17 protein-coding genes, 1 tRNA gene and 1 pseudogene are annotated in these 16,068 nt (G+C 61.9%); 11 read left to right on the top strand and 8 right to left on the bottom strand.

The annotated features are described in order from the left end of the window. Positions 1-67: 67 nt before the first annotated feature. A complete protein-coding gene (locus tag QA639_RS35925; RefSeq protein WP_157348127.1) occupies positions 68-1,294 on the bottom strand; it encodes a cation:proton antiporter in 1,227 nt (408 codons plus the stop codon). An 827-nt stretch (positions 1,295-2,121) separates the two neighbouring features. Here QA639_RS35925 and QA639_RS35920 point away from each other — a divergent pair. Beyond that, positions 2,122-2,319 (top strand): hypothetical protein, encoded by a 198-nt coding sequence (locus tag QA639_RS35920; RefSeq protein ID WP_157348128.1) that lies wholly within the window; start codon positions 2,122-2,124, stop codon positions 2,317-2,319. 166 nt (positions 2,320-2,485) lie between these two features. On the opposite strand, the gene QA639_RS35915 is transcribed toward QA639_RS35920, so the two are convergent. Together QA639_RS35915 and QA639_RS35910 are read right to left on the bottom strand one after the other, a co-directional pair. Then, positions 2,486-2,707, bottom strand: coding sequence for a DUF6894 family protein (locus tag QA639_RS35915; RefSeq protein ID WP_028333448.1), 222 nt, complete (start codon positions 2,705-2,707; stop codon positions 2,486-2,488). Continuing rightward, the gene (locus tag QA639_RS35910; RefSeq protein WP_167350461.1) at positions 2,708-2,866 is read right to left on the bottom strand and encodes a hypothetical protein; all 159 of its coding nucleotides are present in this window, start codon (positions 2,864-2,866) and stop codon (positions 2,708-2,710) included. A 180-nt stretch (positions 2,867-3,046) separates the two neighbouring features. Here QA639_RS35910 and QA639_RS35905 point away from each other — a divergent pair, with 180 nt between their 5' ends. The 4 genes from QA639_RS35905 (at position 3,047) to QA639_RS42095 (ending at position 3,869) form a co-directional block, all read left to right on the top strand. Then, on the top strand, positions 3,047-3,232 hold the full coding sequence (locus tag QA639_RS35905; protein WP_028333447.1) for a DUF3606 domain-containing protein: 186 nt from the start codon (positions 3,047-3,049) through the stop codon (positions 3,230-3,232). A gap of 1 nt (position 3,233) precedes the next feature. Then, the gene (locus QA639_RS35900) at positions 3,234-3,410 is read left to right on the top strand and encodes a DUF2934 domain-containing protein (RefSeq protein ID WP_152977920.1); all 177 of its coding nucleotides are present in this window, start codon (positions 3,234-3,236) and stop codon (positions 3,408-3,410) included. A 149-nt stretch (positions 3,411-3,559) separates the two neighbouring features. Beyond that, positions 3,560-3,754 carry a 2Fe-2S iron-sulfur cluster-binding protein gene (locus QA639_RS42100; RefSeq protein ID WP_410712219.1) on the top strand — a complete coding sequence of 65 codons (195 nt, stop codon included), beginning with the start codon at positions 3,560-3,562 and terminating at the stop codon, positions 3,752-3,754. Then, the gene (locus tag QA639_RS42095; protein WP_369525399.1) at positions 3,672-3,869 is read left to right on the top strand and encodes a DUF1236 domain-containing protein; all 198 of its coding nucleotides are present in this window, start codon (positions 3,672-3,674) and stop codon (positions 3,867-3,869) included. Before QA639_RS42100 ends, QA639_RS42095 begins: the two co-directional genes overlap by 83 nt. A 110-nt stretch (positions 3,870-3,979) precedes the next feature. On the opposite strand, the gene QA639_RS35890 is transcribed toward QA639_RS42095, so the two are convergent. From QA639_RS35890 to QA639_RS35880, 3 genes are all read right to left on the bottom strand, one after another. After that, positions 3,980-4,198 carry a hypothetical protein gene (locus QA639_RS35890; protein WP_050387531.1) on the bottom strand — a complete coding sequence of 73 codons (219 nt, stop codon included), beginning with the start codon at positions 4,196-4,198 and terminating at the stop codon, positions 3,980-3,982. 360 nt (positions 4,199-4,558) lie between these two features. Next, positions 4,559-5,272 (bottom strand): flagellar hook assembly protein FlgD, encoded by a 714-nt coding sequence (locus QA639_RS35885; RefSeq protein ID WP_016844363.1) that lies wholly within the window; start codon positions 5,270-5,272, stop codon positions 4,559-4,561. 10 nt (positions 5,273-5,282) lie between these two features. Further along, positions 5,283-6,887: a flagellar hook-length control protein FliK gene (locus QA639_RS35880; RefSeq protein ID WP_283088547.1), complete on the bottom strand. Its 1,605-nt coding sequence runs from the start codon at positions 6,885-6,887 to the stop codon at positions 5,283-5,285. 360 nt (positions 6,888-7,247) lie between these two features. Here QA639_RS35880 and mnmA point away from each other — a divergent pair, with 360 nt between their 5' ends. The 4 genes from mnmA to QA639_RS35860 all read left to right on the top strand — a co-directional run bounded on the left by mnmA (position 7,248) and on the right by QA639_RS35860 (position 9,723). Beyond that, positions 7,248-8,444 carry a tRNA 2-thiouridine(34) synthase MnmA gene (gene mnmA, locus QA639_RS35875; protein ID WP_050387599.1) on the top strand — a complete coding sequence of 399 codons (1,197 nt, stop codon included), beginning with the start codon at positions 7,248-7,250 and terminating at the stop codon, positions 8,442-8,444. 25 nt (positions 8,445-8,469) lie between these two features. Beyond that, the gene (locus QA639_RS35870; RefSeq protein ID WP_028333443.1) at positions 8,470-9,108 is read left to right on the top strand and encodes a class I SAM-dependent methyltransferase; all 639 of its coding nucleotides are present in this window, start codon (positions 8,470-8,472) and stop codon (positions 9,106-9,108) included. A 53-nt stretch (positions 9,109-9,161) separates the two neighbouring features. Next, positions 9,162-9,530 (top strand): hypothetical protein, encoded by a 369-nt coding sequence (locus QA639_RS35865; RefSeq protein WP_028333442.1) that lies wholly within the window; start codon positions 9,162-9,164, stop codon positions 9,528-9,530. Positions 9,531-9,646: 116 nt separating this feature from the next. Then, positions 9,647-9,723: transfer RNA gene (locus QA639_RS35860), tRNA-Met, on the top strand. Here QA639_RS35860 and QA639_RS35855 read toward each other — a convergent pair. After that, positions 9,680-11,311: a recombinase family protein gene (locus QA639_RS35855; RefSeq protein ID WP_283090684.1), complete on the bottom strand. Its 1,632-nt coding sequence runs from the start codon at positions 11,309-11,311 to the stop codon at positions 9,680-9,682. The two genes, QA639_RS35860 and QA639_RS35855, sit on opposite strands and share 44 nt — an antisense overlap. Further along, a complete protein-coding gene (locus tag QA639_RS35850; RefSeq protein WP_283088546.1) occupies positions 11,250-11,438 on the bottom strand; it encodes a hypothetical protein in 189 nt (62 codons plus the stop codon). The genes QA639_RS35855 and QA639_RS35850 overlap by 62 nt, the downstream gene beginning before the upstream one ends. 1,403 nt (positions 11,439-12,841) lie before the next feature. Here QA639_RS35850 and QA639_RS35845 point away from each other — a divergent pair. Both QA639_RS35845 and QA639_RS35840 read left to right on the top strand, forming a co-directional pair. Beyond that, the gene (locus QA639_RS35845) at positions 12,842-13,087 is read left to right on the top strand and encodes a hypothetical protein (protein ID WP_283088545.1); all 246 of its coding nucleotides are present in this window, start codon (positions 12,842-12,844) and stop codon (positions 13,085-13,087) included. Between the two features lie 306 nt (positions 13,088-13,393). Continuing rightward, a pseudogene (locus QA639_RS35840) lies at positions 13,394-15,644 on the top strand (hypothetical protein). Positions 15,645-16,068 lie beyond the last annotated feature (424 nt).

Raw genomic sequence — 16,068 nt, 5'->3', positions numbered from 1 at the left:
GTGCAGGACGCCGCGTCAGCCGGCTCTTCACCCCGGATCAGGTATCGGCCGCCTTACAATCTCTCGACTAGCTTCGACCAGGGCTCGCCTGGTTGGACCTGCTGTCCATGTGATCTAGCTGTCGTGCGGCGTGCGCTGTGAGCATCAATCCGACGATCGACGAAACGATCACCAGAACAACCGTAGCATTCAACATGGGATGATCGATCAATCGCTGACCCGCAGCATTTTTTGTGGAATAGGCGACCAGAGCGACCGCGAGCGTGGCCGCAACCTGCGGCACGGTAAGACCGAACATCAAGTTGCGTTCCGCGCGGCGGTAGCCGAACAACCATCCTGTAGTTTCGGCTGCAAGCCATTTGCCGACAAATAGCGCCGCAAGCACGCCGACCACAAGCAACGGCTGATCGCGCAATGTCGCAAAGAACACTTTGAAATCGACAAGGAAACCGGCCGTAATGAAAAACACGGGAATGAACAGGGCCTGACTCATAATTTCCAGGGAATCGTCGCCCTTGATCTCTCCGAACGCCCGCTTCAGGGCAACGCCCGCAAGAAAGGCGCCGATGATTCCTTCCATGCCGATCCATTCCGCCATCTGGGCGGAAATCGCCATTACAAGAAGCATGATCAGCGCGCTGGAGACCCTGGTTGTCCCAAAGGCCGCCAGAAGGCGCTCAACGAACCAGCTCAATCCGACGACGACCCCCGGCACATAAACGGCCAACCATCCCAGGAGGATCAGCATTCCCATGGGATCAAAGCCTCTGACGTGAATCGGAACGCATAACGCGAGGACAAGAATGGAAAGCATATCGGTGAATAGCGTGGCGCCCACTGCCACGACGGTCGCTTCCTGTCCCAGGAGGCCTTCTTGCTTGACGATGGGCAGTCCGAGCAGGGTATGGGAGGCCAGTATGGCGCCGATGACCGCGCTTGCATTAGGCGAGTACCCCAGCAGCGCCGCAAGGGTTACTGCCAATGCAAAGGGGCAGGCGAAAGTGAGAAGGCCGAATGTAGCCGCCTTATGACGCGCCTTGTTGAACTGCGCGATGTTGACCTCAAAGCCGGCGAAGAACATCAGCAACAGCTTGCCGAGCTCAGCGAAGAAGCCGACGATCTTTCCGTCGGGATTGAGGATAGAAAGCATGTTCGGGCCCAGGATAATGCCCGCGAGGATGTATCCGACCGGACGAGGCAGCCGAATGCGCTCCATGAGGCTGGGAAGAACCAGCGTCAGCATCAACGTCAGCGCAAAGGAAGTAAGTATCGGCAGTTGTGAAAAAAATTCCAAATGATCCTCTTTCACGCGGCTTTGGCCGTCAAACCTAAATTGTATTTCAAATGAATTCGACGAGAAAGCGTGTTTTCCCGGCTACGGCAGCGATTTGAGCCACGGGGATTTGGGTTACAGGGATCTTGGTCAAGGCTGACAGCGGCAATATGCTTTAGAGCCACCTCGAAGAGCTGGTCGAACTCCCGCCAGCCGGTTCATGACCGCGGGTTCGGCGCCGGCCGCCAGGAGAGGTCGTCGGACCAGAGGTAGATTGCGATCGCTGCCAGGCACAAGGCTATGCCGACCCAGAAGATCGGGGAATGATGGATTCGTCGTCGATCGCTCGGAGCTGTTTTCATTCGATGAACTCATCGCGTGCGGGAGTATCGAGCTCGCAATATCAGGAATTGGGAGTGTCGCTCAGGCAAGGCGTCCTTTGCAAGAGCTGGGCAGGCTGCTGGCGCGGCTGCAAGGCAGGGTGAGTTATCGCACGGCGCGGGTGCGCGGGAGGCAGCCGTGTTGGGCGTCGCATCGGAGCGACCGGAGTAATTTTCAGATCACGTTCGAGGCCGACCACGTCCGCCTCTCTTGACGCGGCGCGAACATGGCGCCGGCCGCATCGGTTGCGCGGCTGGCGTCGGACAGGCCGGGGCCAGCCACTCGGTGTGTTCTTGCCAAGTCTGGCTCACTGCTCTCGACGCTGTCGAGCGCCTCGCGTGGCCGTGACACCAATGCGTTTTCGAATGACGCACGGGTCGGCAATGCGCATTAGCTTATGTGAATCGAAGCAACTTATGTGAATCGAAGCGCTATGGCGGCGGCTCTGCTCCGGGAGTGGCGAGCCATTGTTCGATCTGAACGGCGCGCTCGGCCTCACGGGCCTTCTTGAGAAGTCGTTCCCGCTCGGTGCCGGGAGGCAGGTGCGAAGCCCTCGCGCGGGCCGCTTCCTCCAGCTGAATCAGGCGGTATGCGAGCGTCGTGGTTTGCTTGAAGCGATTGCGGCGTTTCATGTGTGCAAATTGGTGTTTCAAACCCTGGTGTAGCTCCGAACCGCGCGCGTCGTCGTTTGTTCCTATTGAACGGCGGGCGTGGCCTGTCCTGACCGCGTCCTCGAGAGCACCATGCGGCGGGCCGGCGAAGGAATGCCGGACATCGGCCGGTAGCGTCGGTTTGCGGGAAGCGAGCCGAGCCGGGAAAGACCGCTCCCTGTCAGACGCTCGTCGAAGCCAGCGGGATGCGGAAGAGCTCGCTATCGCCCGCATCGCGAACCGAAATGAAATTGCCGTCGCGAACCATCTCCGGCTTTTCGGTCCCGATCCGGTGAGCGATGAAGCTGCCGTGATCCTGGGCGTCCTTGTCGTCGGCACAGTCGTGACCGACGACGTCGTGTGCGGGGATGTCGCCCGCGAGATGGAAGAAGTATCTGGGCATCTAGGTCAGCTTGTCCAAATTGCCGAACGGCTTCGCAGGCGGCGCGTTCTCGGCCTTCTTGATCTGCTGCGTGCCTTCCTCGGCAAGTCTGCCATCGTTGATGATCTCGGCGATGAGCTGCTTGACCCGTCCGCCGATCCTGTCTGCAATGCCTGTCATGGCTCGCCCTTGTTCGTGCTGCCGCCCGCTCTGCCTCTCACGACTGAAGTATCGCTCGCGGATAATGTTCCTCCGAGGGGTGACGACCGATCCATCCAAGAAAGGAACAAATGGCTGTCCTGAAGATTGGATCGCCAGCAACGGCCGAGGCTCAGGCCGAGCGCTGACGCGAGAAGTTCAGTGACCAAGCGCCTGACCAGGAAAGAGCAGTTCGATCGTTCGAAGATCAACATGCACGATCTGCTTCAGGTGAGATGCTGGACACATGCCCTCGGTGTGTCGCGCGAACAGCTGCGTAAAGCCGTCGAGAAGGTCGGTGACTCGGCCGTGACGGTTCGCAAGGAGCTCGGAATTCCAGAGGAATGACATGGCCACCGAACAGCAGATCAGGGACTACGCGCGGCAGCTCTGGGAGAAGGCCGGAAAGCCCGACGGCAGGGACAAGGAATTCCGGCACGCGGCCGAGGTCGAGCTGAATGCGGAGAGCGAAAGTCCGGACGCGCCAACACTGGACCAGCCGAACAAGACGACCATTCCCGGATGAACGCCTTGGCGCGAGGAGCGCGCCGGCGGCGCGATTGATCGGGATCCTCCGTTAGGAACATTGCCATTCTGTCGCGGTTCTCGAAACGCCGCATGGAGCGGTGAGGAGGACGTTATGAAAAAGCTGGTTCTGATTTCTGTTGCCGCCGTATTGGCGTCGACGGGCGCTTTCGCCCAGAGCACGATTGTCGGCACGACCGGTGCCGGACATGCCGCCACCGTGCAGATCGAGCCGCAGTACCGCACGCGAATCCACAGCTATGTGACCGAACACAAGATCCGTCCCGTCGAGACGCGGGAGAGGATCGTCGTCGGCTCGCCTGTGCCGCGCGAGGTCGAGCTTGAAGCGGTGCCTGCCGATTGGGGCCCGTCGCTCACCAGATATCGCTATGTCTATACCGGCCAGCGCGTGATGCTGGTCGATCCCGACACCCGTACGGTCGTGCAGGAAGTCGAGTGAGGCCGCTCTGATGACGGGCCGCCAGCAACGGCGGCGGCCCGCGCTCAGCCGGAACGTCTGATCCGCGGGGCAAGCGCCGTTCCGTCAGCGGCCATCGACCGCGTCGGCCGTCAGAGACCGATGCTGGCGACAGCGGCTTCCGCGATGCCCTTCGCGTCGAGGTCCCCGGTCTTGCCGATCTCGATGACCTTGCGGGCCACGATCTCGCAAAGCGGATCGTTCCGATCAACCAGACCCATCGAATGCAGCGCCAGGCTGAACGCCCTGTTGAAGAGCTCGATTTGCTCCGGCGTGTATTCGCCCGTCTTCAGCAAGCGATTGATCGGCATTGTCGAGCCCCACAGCAAGCAGCCAAGTGACGTGGCTATAGCATGGAACCGTCGCGACCGGCACCCGGCTTTCCCTGCGCCCTCTTCAAGGGAGGGCGAAACGAGAAGCAAAAGCTCGGGCAAATCATGTCGCGAGAATGCGATCGTGTGGCCCGCAAGAACCGCGCCACACACTCAGCGTCGTCCTGGCGAAAGCCAGGACCCATTACCCCAACTCTCAATTGTTGCGCGACGCTGGGGCCACGATCCCGTTCATCATCAAATGCGGTGGTTATGGGTCCTGGCTTTCGCCAGGACGACGATACAGTGTGGTGAGCGGGTCGCCCGCTCAACGCGCAGCTACGGATCGTGGCAATGTGCTTAGCTCGAGCCAGTCGCCCCGCGCACCACGCGCTTGATCTTGTCGGTGGTGTAGGTCTGCCCGCCGATCGAGAGCAGCGGCGGGGAGGCGGTCAGGTCAACGGAGTCGACGACGCCCTGCACCTCGGTCGAGATAGCGATCGGGTTGCCCTTGGAATCCTTGCCGGTGGCGGTCAGCGTGTAGGTGCCGGCCGGCCATTGCGTGCCGTCATTGCCCTTGCCGTCCCAGACGAAGCTGGCGTTGCCCTGCTTCAAGCTGAAATTGCCGGAATAGGCGGTCTGTCCGGTCGCGCTCGTGATCGTGATGGTGGCGCTGGTGGCTTGCGGGGACACCAGATTCCAGGTCGCGGATTTGTCGAACTGCGTCTTGCTGCCGTCGACCGCGACCGTGTTGCCGACATAGACCAGCGCCTGGGTCGACTGCGCGCTCTTCTCGATCTCGATCAGCGACTTCAGCTGATCGTTGGATTTCAGCTGCTGCTCGACGCCCGCGAACTGCACCAGCTGCTGGGTGAACTGGTTGGTGTCGAGCGGGTCGAGCGGGTTCTGGTTCTGCAATTGCGTGGTCAGCAGCGTCAGGAAGGTCTGGAAATTGTCGGCAATGCCCTGCGAGGAGGTCGTCAGGCCGCTGCCGCTGCTGCTTCCAGAGTTCGTTCCGTTGCTGGTCCCCGGTGCCGAGACGACGGGCGTCGGCATGGTTGCATCGACTGCCATGGTGAACTCCTTACACTCTGATATCGACGCCGCCGAGGGCGCCGGTTGCACGGCCGTAGGAGCGGCCCGTCGCTGCGGCGGGAACGCTGTCCTCCTCAGTAACGATCAAACGATGGGCGTTCGGATTGGACTGGCCATTGTTGTTCTGGCCCGACTGCGACTGGTCGCGCAGGCTGAACTGCAGTCCGCCATTGCCGGTCGAGAGGCCGGCATTGTCGAGCGCGCGTTGCAGCTGGTTGGCGTCCTGGCGCAGCATCGACAGCGTTTCCGGGCGTTCGACGGTGAGATGCGAGGTGACCTGGCCGTTGCGATCGACATCGATGCGGACATCGATGCGGCCGAGCTCGGCGGGGTCGAGCCGGATCTCGAAGCGACTCTTGCCGCTCTTGGCGGAGGCGGCGATCTGCATCGCGAGCCCGCTGAGCGGCACGGCGGCGCTCTGCGCGGCGTTGGTCACGGTCAATTGTGCGGTCGCAGACAGCGTCGTCTGGGTGGTCGCGGGTTGCGGCTGCAGTGCGTTCGCCGCCTGCGCGCTGGGATCGGGGGTTGTGAGCTGGGTCTGCGCGGCGGCGTGGCCGCCGACTGCCGGCGTCGGCACGGCATTGCCGTCGCCGCCCGCATCGGCCTTGATGGCATCGGCGGCACCGTCGGCGGCGGCCTTCGCCTTGCCGGCAACTGCGGCCGGCTGCGCGGCGGCGGGAACGATGTTGGTCGGAGCAGCCTGCGCGGTGTTGACGCTGCCCGCGGCGGCGCCGTCCTGGTCGGCCGGCATCGTCGCCGTCGCGTCCTTCGCGGTGACCTGTGCCTTGGCCTGTGTCGTCGTCTTGGTGGCGGGCGTTCCGGCGGCAACTGTGGCGGCGAATGTCGCATCGCCAGTCGCTGTCGCTGCGCCCGAAGCCGTTGCCGCATCGCTGGTGGTGATGATCTGCGCGTCGGTTTTGACGCCGGCGGCCTTGGCGACCTTGTCGGCGTTCGCTGTGGTGGCCGCCGCCGCTGCGGTGTCGGCGCCGGCGCCGGCGCCGGCAGGCGCGCCGCTGCCGCCAGCAGCGCCGGTGCCGGCATTGGCCGAGCTTGCCGCGATGGCCGCTGCGGCGATCGCGAGCGGTGCGGCCGGCTGGTCCGACGGCGCGGTGGCCGCCGGGGTCGGGGCAGTCGCCGGTGTCGCGGCAACAGGAGCAATCACGGCATTCACGGTTGCCGCACCCGGATCCTGCTGCGCAGCGGCCTGCGTCGCGTCCGGCTTGTCACTGGTCGATTTCGCATCGGAGCTCGATTTCGAGTCGTCCGATTTCGATTTCGACTTGGTCTTGGACGGCGCGTCGCTCTCGACCTTGTTGTCGTTGCGCGAACTGGCGGAATCCCGCGACGTCCGGTCGGGGCCCGTGCTGGTGTCGCGGGGGCGTGCGTCGGTCGTCGAGGGCGGATCGTCGGACCGCCGCGAGGGCGCTGGCTGGGAGTCGTAGCGGCTGCCGTCGTTTGTGGACGCAGTGTTGCTGTCGACCAGCGTGGCAAAGCCGTCGTTCCCCGTCTGCGAAGCGGGATCGGGCCGCGACGACCGCTGCGTCGCGCCCTGAAAAGACCGGCCTGCCAATGCTTCCGACGTGACGCTGACCACTGCCAACCCTCGCAAATGAGACTTCCAGCGTTTTGTCAGCAAGGAGTGGGCCAACCGGGGATGGCAATAAATAATGAGTTATTTCAGAAGGTTACGGGCTGTCCTAGCCGGCTGAAGCGGGTTCCCGGCAGGTCTCCTTTTTGCCCGGCGGCAAGATTTGCCGTCCACGCGCGGCACGGCACGGCTTCCGGCGGATTGCCTCACCGGAATACGGCCTATATTAAAAGGTGGCCTCCAACCCGTCCGAACCGACCGAACCGGCCTTGGATGTGTTCTAAGGCTCTCTGGACAAAAGGCTTTTTCCAATATCGTCGCGGAGCGCATATGCTCGCCGCGACAGTGACCAATGACCGCTTAAAGATGCTCAACAGTCTGGATCTCGAAGGCCGCCCTGAAGACACACGGATCGTCGTTGCCATGTCCGGCGGCGTCGACTCGTCGGTGACGGCTGCGCTGTTGAAGTCGCAGGGTTACGACGTGGTCGGGATCACGCTGCAGCTCTACGACCACGGCGCCGCGACCCATCGCAAGGGCGCCTGCTGCGCCGGCCGCGACATCCACGATGCGCGCAATGTCGCCGAGCGGATCGGCATCCCGCATTACGTGCTCGACTACGAAAGCCGCTTCAAGCAATCGGTGATCGACAATTTCGCCGACAGCTACGCGCTCGGCGAGACGCCGGTGCCGTGCATCGAGTGCAACCGTTCGGTCAAGTTTCGCGACCTGCTCGCGACCGCGCGCGAGCTCGGCGCGCAGGCGCTCGCTACCGGCCACTATGTCGCCTCGCGGCGGCTTGCCGACGGATCGCGCTCGCTGGTCTGTGCCGCGGATGCCGATCGCGACCAGAGCTATTTCCTGTTCGCGACCACGCGCGAGCAGCTCGACTTCCTGCGCTTCCCGCTCGGCGACATGACCAAGCCGCAGACCCGCGAGCTGGCGCGGCGCTTCGATCTCGAGGTCGCCGACAAGCAGGACAGCCAGGACATCTGCTTCGTGCCGACCGGCCGCTACACCGACATCATCGGACGGCTGAAGCCGAATGCGATCGCGCCGGGCGACATCGTCGATCTCGACGGTCATGTGATCGGCCAGCACCAGGGCATCGTTCATTTCACCGTCGGCCAGCGCAAGGGGCTCGGCATTGCCTCCGGCAGCCCGCTCTATGTGGTCAAGCTCGATGCGGCGACGCGCCGTGTCGTGGTCGGGCCGCGCGAGGCGCTGCGGATGGATCGCATCGCGCTGCGCGACGTCAACTGGATCGGCGACGGCGCGCTGGATCGCGTGATCGGCGAGGGCATCGAGATCTATGTCCGCGTGCGTTCGACGCGCGCGCCGCAGCCGGCGTGGTTGCGCGCCGTCGATGGCGGCTATGAGGTCGAGCTCGTCGCCGGCGAGGAGGGCGTGTCGCCCGGCCAGGCCTGCGTGTTCTACGACGCGCCCTCCGGGCAGGCGCGTGTGCTCGGCGGCGGCTTCATCAGAAGTGCAAGCGCAAGCCGCGCAACACGGGCCGCGACGCGGGACGCGTTGGCGCCGCTTGCGGAAGCGGTTCGCGGATAGACAGAAGAAACGTCGGGGCAGGGGAATGGCTGGGGACATCGACCGCGAAGGGGTCGAAAAGGCGTATGGCCGCTGGGCACCGATCTACGATCTGGTGTTCGGCAAGGTGTTCGACCAAGGCCGTCAGTCGACGATCGCGGAAGCCGACCGGATCGGCGGCCGCGTGCTTGACGTCGGCGTCGGCACCGGGCTGTCGCTGTCGGAATACAAGCGCACCACAAAACTATGCGGCGTCGATATTTCCGAACCGATGCTGCGGCGGGCGCTCAAGCGCGTGCGCACGCAGGGCCTCAGCAATGTCGAGGCGCTGGCGGTGATGGACGCCAAGAATCTCGCGTTTCCGGATGCGTTCTTCGACGCGGTGGTCGCGCAATATGTCATCACCGCGGTGCCGGATCCCGAGGCGACGCTCGACGATTTCATCCGCGTGCTGAAGCCCGGCGGCGAGCTGATCCTGGTCAATCACATCGGCGCCGAGAGCGGCCCGCGCCGCGTCTTCGAGCTCGCCTTCGCGCCGCTGGCGCGGCGGCTCGGCTGGCGTCCGGAGTTTCCGTGGGAGCGGCTGACCAATTGGGCGGCGAAGCATGGCGGGGTCAGCCTTGCGGAGCGCCGGCCGATGCCGCCGATGGGGCATTTCTCGCTGATCCGCTTCCGCAAATCGTGAGGTTGCGGCGATTTTGCGAGGGAACATCGGCGCGTCGTCACGGTTTTCCCGTCATGAGGATCAACCGAACACTCGCTTTATCCTGTGTGCTGATGCTGGCACCCGCTGTTGCCGCGGCGCAGGCGCCGCCGACGCCCGCCACGCCGCCGGCACAGACCGCGCCGCCGGCGCCGCAGCGCGCCGCCGCGAATTGCGCGCCGCAGCAGCAGCCGTCGCATCCCGGCGCGCCGGCTCCCGAGGGAACCACCACCGGGCAGAGCAGCCAGCCGCTGGGCGACAAGCTCGCCAAATCCGACGGGGTGTTGTGCCCGCCGGCCGGGGTCGATCCCGAAATGCGTGCGCCGACCCCGCAAGGCGGCAACACGCCGGTGATTCCACCGCCCGGCAGCCCCGGCGGCGACCCATCGGTGAGGCCGAAATAGCCTCTGCCTGCAATAAGTTGCTGCCCCGTCCGGGTTTGCTTGACAGGCGCGCATGCCACTCTTTATATGCCGCGCGTTCGCACCCGCGGCTCACCAGCCGCCGATGGCGAGCCCATGGCGGGGTAGCTCAGCTGGTTAGAGCACGGGAATCATAATCCTGGGGTCGGGGGTTCGAGTCCCTCCCCCGCTACCATGTATGACCCACTATCGCGGTGAGCCTGCGGAAAGGCGTCCCCGCCGATTAGTGCGGCGAGCTTACCTTTCACCTCGACCTCGAACCCTTCCTGTGGTCCCTTCGGGTGGACCGTGACACTGTGCACAAGCGCCCGAAAGTCGTCGACCAGGGAACCTCGGTCGTCCTTCGCCTCGGTGTGGCCGGCCATCGTCTCCGCAAGTGCGTTCACCGTGATTATGTAGCGGTCCAGAGTCGCTGGATGGAGCGCGACGGGGACTGGAGCTTCTTCGAGTGCGGCTAGTTCGGCCTCGACGCGCAATCGCTCTTCCTTCAGGTCCCCGATCCGTTGCTTGGCGTCCTCCTCGGAAATTAAGTACTTAATCACGAGATCAATGTTGCGCTGGCGCTCCCCTTCGATCCGATCACGTTTTGCTTTCAGTCGCGCCCGCACCGCGACTGCGTCCCGGGCAAGCCGCTCCCGTTCACTGTTGTAGTTGCGGACATAAGTCTCGATTAGCTGCGGGTCTTTCAGTTCTTCCGCCATGCCGCTGAGGACAAGTCTTTCGATGTCGCGCAGGTAGATGATCCTTCGATTCGAACAACTCCCGCTCTCGCGAACCGCCGAACAGCGAATCCTGGTCTTTCCAGTCTTGTCACGGTCATGGACCGACATCCCCGATCCGCAACAACCGCAGCGAAGGAGACCGGAAAGGAGGTGCGGTGCCCGCCGCTTCACGTGGCTGGCCAAGTGGCTCTTCTCGGTTTTCAGAGCGTGAGCCTGCTCCCAAACGGTCTGATCGACGATCCGAAGCTGAGGCGCCTCGATGCTCTGCCACTCATCGCGAGGGTTCGGGCGAGACAGCCGCTTGCCGGTGTCAGGATCCTTGACCATCCGGACTTTGTTCCAAACGATCCGCCCGGCATAGAGTTCGTTGAAGATGAGCCCAGCACCACGTTCGGCGTTCCCATTGATCGTCGACGCGTTCCATAGCCGGCCGCGCGGCGGACGAACGTTTTCTCGGTTGAGATCGTGTGCGATGTCACGCGGTGTTCGTCCCCCGGCATAGGCCGTAAAAATTCGCCGGACGATCGCAGCTTCGTCTTCGACGATTTCGAGTTCGCCGGCTTTGCCAGGAATGGGCCGATATCCGTAGGCGCGTCCCCCGGCGTGTCGACCGTCGCGTATCACACCGGCCATACCGCGACGGACCTTCTTCGCTCCGTCTTCGCGCTGCATCTGTCCAACGAGGCCGCGAATTCCAATCAAGATGGAGTCTGCGGTGCCATCATGAACGGCTTGGATTTGGATACCTTGGAAAGATAGCCTTTTGTGGATGCCGGCCAGGTCTTCCATGTCACGAGAAAGCCGATCCAACGCCTCCACAATGACGACGGAGAAACGTTGTTGGCGCGCGGCATCCATAAGCTGCATCAAGCCATCGCGACCGAATACAGAGGCTCCAGAGCGAGCTTTATCCTCGAAGGTTGCAACGACGTCGAACTGATTACGGGCCGCATAGGCCCTACACAGAGCAATCTGATCTTCAGTCGATTTTTCGCTTTGAAGCTCGGTCGAGAACCGAGCATAAATTGCCGCGGACTTCATCTTGAACACCACCGCTGATGCGTTTCTCGCTGGCGGCGTCAATATTAGTTTTCATCAGCCGCTCATTCTCGAAGAGATGATCGCGCCTCGCATCGGCGATTGCAAGGGCTTCAACGAATTTGACCAAGGCAGGATCTATTCCAGGTGAGTTTACACACCGTGGTGCATGATGCAGAGCTTCCTTCGCTTTCGCACGCTTCATAACGCCAGGATGCTGCAAGCGGTTCAAGAAGGGTAGGCTTCTTAGGCATCGATCGCAGAATTGGATGTGATCGAAAGAAAAATCGATAGATTCTCGGGAGCGTAGAGATCTGAGCAGGCGTTATTGCTCTCGCAGATAAGGCTCAGCAATCCCCGCAACCACACCGTCATGAGCAACGGGTAACGAGTAGATCCGTTGATTTTGCTGCCTTGTCCTTTGGGTCCGATCGCATTCGTTGCATTTTGGCCGGGTTGTTTCTTGTGCGGTCCGTGGTCATTTGTTGAAACCGTAGCCGTTGCACGCGCGCACCGGCCGAGTGGCCGGGTCTCCTTGAGCCTGACGGGATATTCTTCGCCGGGCTCACGACTCTATGTAGCCTTAATGCGCGATGAACCCGTTGATCGGTCGGGGTAGGCGCACGTACCAACGCGGCCCTTTCGCCAGCCATAGCCGAATCAGAGGGGTTTTGTGCGTGCCGTAGTTGTTCATGACGAGATGGATGTCGAGTTCGCGCGGCACGGCGGCCTAGATTTCGTCCTGGGATGGGAAACTTAGCGGCTCGGTGCCGTCCGTAATACTTGCCGATGAGCCGCCCGGTGGCGGTGTCAAGCGCGGCGAACGGTGTAGTGGTGCCGTGCCCTTCTGTAGTCATGGCTCTTCGGGCCAGTGGGGCCGTATCAGGGGGACCGCGATCCACACTAAAAGTGGACTTCTCATCCGCACACAGCACGATGCTGTGTCCACTCGAACGGCCTGCACGCCAAGATTGACTTCAGGCTGATATCGACTAGTAGCTCTGCACAGTGATTATGACTCTCTGGAGGTGTGGAGATTGGCGAGGCCCAAACTGGTGCAGGCCTTGTCTGTGATGAACATGCATTGGATGCGGGAGCTTGCTGCATTCGCTCTGGCTTCCCAGGCGGCGATTTCGTGGCGCAGCCCGGTTTGGGCTTGTCGATCCTGCGATCGAGGCCCTGTCCCCGCAAGACTCGGCCGAGATCGGTTCGCCGATAGTTGCACCGGGTTTCGTCGAAGCACATCACGGGCCCTTGAGATCGGACGTCTCGCCGTAAAGGGCGAGCAAGTCTTCCATGAGGGCGACGTAATTGCCATCCACCGGCGGGACTGATGCCTTGACCTGACGGTGGCTAGTTGGTTCAGGCACAGGGTCTCTTCGCCCACTGATCCCTGTACTCAGCGAGATCAACCGCATTGTTATTGTCGACTCGCAACGCGCACCCACTGGCGCCAACTCCTTGAAGCGCGCGCACACATTTTCGCCGTAACTGGTCTCAAAGGTTGAGCCAACGATGGGGAGGCAATCAGCGTTGGTTCAGACAGAAAGAAGCGTAGTCGAGCACATGCTCGCATCATTGACAACGAGCGCGCTGCGGAATCGGGCCGCCCCCACTCAGGAAGAGGTGATGCATCATTTGAAACTCGCTTACGAAAGAGCGGGCGTCACCCCGACGCAGGAATCTACGATCCGCATATTGCAGCGTGCCTTACTTGAGATCAATGAGGCTGAGACGATGTTGGAGTTCATAGGCCGGGGCGAAGCGCTGCCGCACTGAGTTGACGAACGATGTTCCTTGACGCTCATCGCTATCACCCGATCTGAGTGACGGAAGGTAGCAACTGCTGGGTAACTCGCGGTCTGACCAGCCGATCGCCATGCCAAGGTCTGGTGAGTCTTTGCGCCTCGCACCCACCGCTGCGCTATCACTGATGGTCAGAAGTCTGCGGGGACCATGCATCCATGCGGCGTTTCGCTCCAGATGTAGTTATTTGTGCATCCGTAGAAGACTTTTCGTCAGCTAGTTGTCAGCCAGGCAGCCTATATCGAAACGCTTCGCGCTCTCGCCTGTACGGAGATGGAAATGACTGGCACTGGCCGGCTTGGCAAATCGCAGGTTGGGATTGCTAGAGCCGACAGCACGGGGGGATCGAGCAGTTCGCGCTCGAGATCTGGTCTTGCGGCGGAGCAGGACAGCCAATCATTCGATTCCGTCGTGGAGCGGATACGCGCTCGGCGTCACGATGGAACCGTGCCGTTCGTTCGCCAGCCGACAACTTTGGATATGGCAGTCGCCATTGCCACGACAGGCGACGAGATCGAGGCAGCAAAACGACAAATGGACGGCCTACTTGAGGAGCTTGACACTTGCCGGAATGCGGCCACGCAAGTGTTGCCGAACTCGTCGGAGGCGCAAGAGCTGATCGACCAGCTCGTCGAGGCAGGCTCAAAAGTGCTGAACTACCGTGCAAGCCTGTCCCCACATGTGGCGCATCGCGTTCTCTCCGACGATCGGGCTCGCCGAATCCGCGACGAAGCACTCCATGCGGCAGAGCAATGCAACACATTGGCTACCCCGGTCATCTACGCCTTGGAGCAGAGCAGGAAGAGTGCGGCTACGGTGCTCGACCGGATGCGCCAATCCAACGTTAGTTCCGATCAGCTGAACCGAGCGGCTTCCAGTGTGACGGACCGCTATGAGGCCTGCATGAGGTGGTGGGGAAAGAAGGCATTGCGTTCGGAACGAATGCAATTTGTCTGCGCCGCTACTTCGAACCTACCAAGTACAACACCAGAGATGCGGCAGACTGAGGAAGCTGCACTGCGGCTGCACACCGGCTCGACGCTGTATATGAAGTGCTTGCATCTGCAATCACAGATCGCTCTCGCGCAGGTCAAGATTGAGCCGCAGGCGAATACGCTCAAACCAGCCATGAGAGAAATTCTCATGGCCGACGACGGTCGCGTGCGGCTGCTTTGAACCTTCATAGCGGATGTTTTTCCAGCATTCAACTCGGCGGCCGACGCCGTTCTAAACGGCAAAGGACGCGCACTCGATGCAGAGCACTGCGCCGTCCAGGAAGGAGTGATGGAGCGGCTTTCGGAATTTGCGTCGGCGTTACACGACATCGGTGCCAAGCTAAGCGACGGTGGAACAGGTGCCTCCCCCCCATTGGAATTGTTGAGCCAGATCGTGGAAGGCGCATGGGTCACCGCGCACGAAGTCATGCGCTTTCTTGAACTGCAGCCGAATACGGCGGTCATCATCGCACCGCCGGCCGACGCTAGGACTGCGACGCCGACCGACACCTGCGACGAGGCTGCGGCTGAAGCCGCTACAGTGCGCAGGAAGGGGAAAGGCAAACGCACGCCGGTCGCTAGCGCCGGGAATTTGGTAGCCGAGCGACCGCAGCCGCACGTCGCTACGGCTCCGGCAGCCAAGGTTCTCGTGCTTTCGGATCTTGGTACGAAGAAGCTCGTGAGCGCAGCGGAGGCGCATGCGGCAGCCTCATCGTCGGCGACGGCGCGCTTGGCGATCTGGCAAGCTCCGCCGTCGATGGAGGGACTAACGCGGCTCCTCAAGCGATTGGACGAACTTTGCAATTCGATCTGCCTGGCCAGCAAAGGACCGCCGCGCAAGTACGCCAGATGAAACCCGAGGATGCCGACCACGTCGTGGATACCGTGGTCGCGCGCCTGCAGATCCAAGCTACCGAGATGCAGGCCTGTGTGGGCGCATTGGAGGCACCTCGTCGGCGTGGCCTGCTCAAGTGCGAGACGTGCACGACAAAATAGCCCGGCTCAAGGTGATGTGTTCGGAGGCACAGGGGCTGGCCAAGTCTTTAATTGAGCGAAAGGCCACGATTCGGCTTGATTGCATGAAGACCTACGCCCTTCCCTCACAGATGTACCTTGAACACTTGCGGGCAGTCGAGGAATTGGCGGTCGCCGATCTACCGCGCCCCTTAAAGGGTGAATCAGGGGCGCTGTTCGAGATCAAGCTGCAAACCGGCGCGTTCTGCAATGGTGCAATGCCGAGTCCTATGTGGGGGCACATCCATACGAAGCGGCCGGTACGTGCGCGGCAGTTGGCTGTGTTGGATGACGCAGAGTTCGCCGCCTGCCACGTCAAGTCCAATGTACAGCGAGGTTACAATCGGCAGTGGCAGAACGCCCGCGCAGCGGCGGGTCACGAGAATGTCGTGATTCACCGCGGCAAGCTCACTCCTGCGTTCTGTAAGTCTTTGTCGACCACAGTCCTCAGTGGCGACCCACGCTATCCCCTTGCTGAGGCGGAGCATCCCGTTGACCAAGCAGCCCGACACTTAACGTAGCTGGGGCTTCTCACGTAGAGTGGCGGTTGTTATCATCAATCAGACGTTCGAAATCCGAGCCGGCGTTTCGTGCTCCGGTTACAGGCGTTCAGCACCGGCTTCCAACGAGATACAGCAGTCTTCGGCCTTCCGCCCTGCCGACGACTCCGTTCCTATTCGCACGATGGGCCATCAGCTCGCAGCGCAACTTTACCCTGCCGTGAAGAAGAAAGACTGTTTTGGCCCCAACAATCGACGTGCTGGACGTGCGTACGGCTGGTTGTCGATAGTGCCATCGCGCTCCAGTTGGTCGTGCGGCGCATTGTTCTTCGATTTGACCTTGGCTCGGGCCAGTTGATGATCTTATCGGAGCCTCGTTCACGAGGATGCCAATAAGGGGGTCGACGCTGGCGTCAGACGACGGTTCTACGAGCATCGTCAACGA

Source organism: Bradyrhizobium pachyrhizi (assembly GCF_029714545.1).
GTDB classification, from domain to species: domain Bacteria; phylum Pseudomonadota; class Alphaproteobacteria; order Rhizobiales; family Xanthobacteraceae; genus Bradyrhizobium; species Bradyrhizobium pachyrhizi.
The sequence above is the reverse complement of the archived record's forward strand: the minus strand, read 5'-3'. Positions and strand labels throughout refer to the sequence as shown.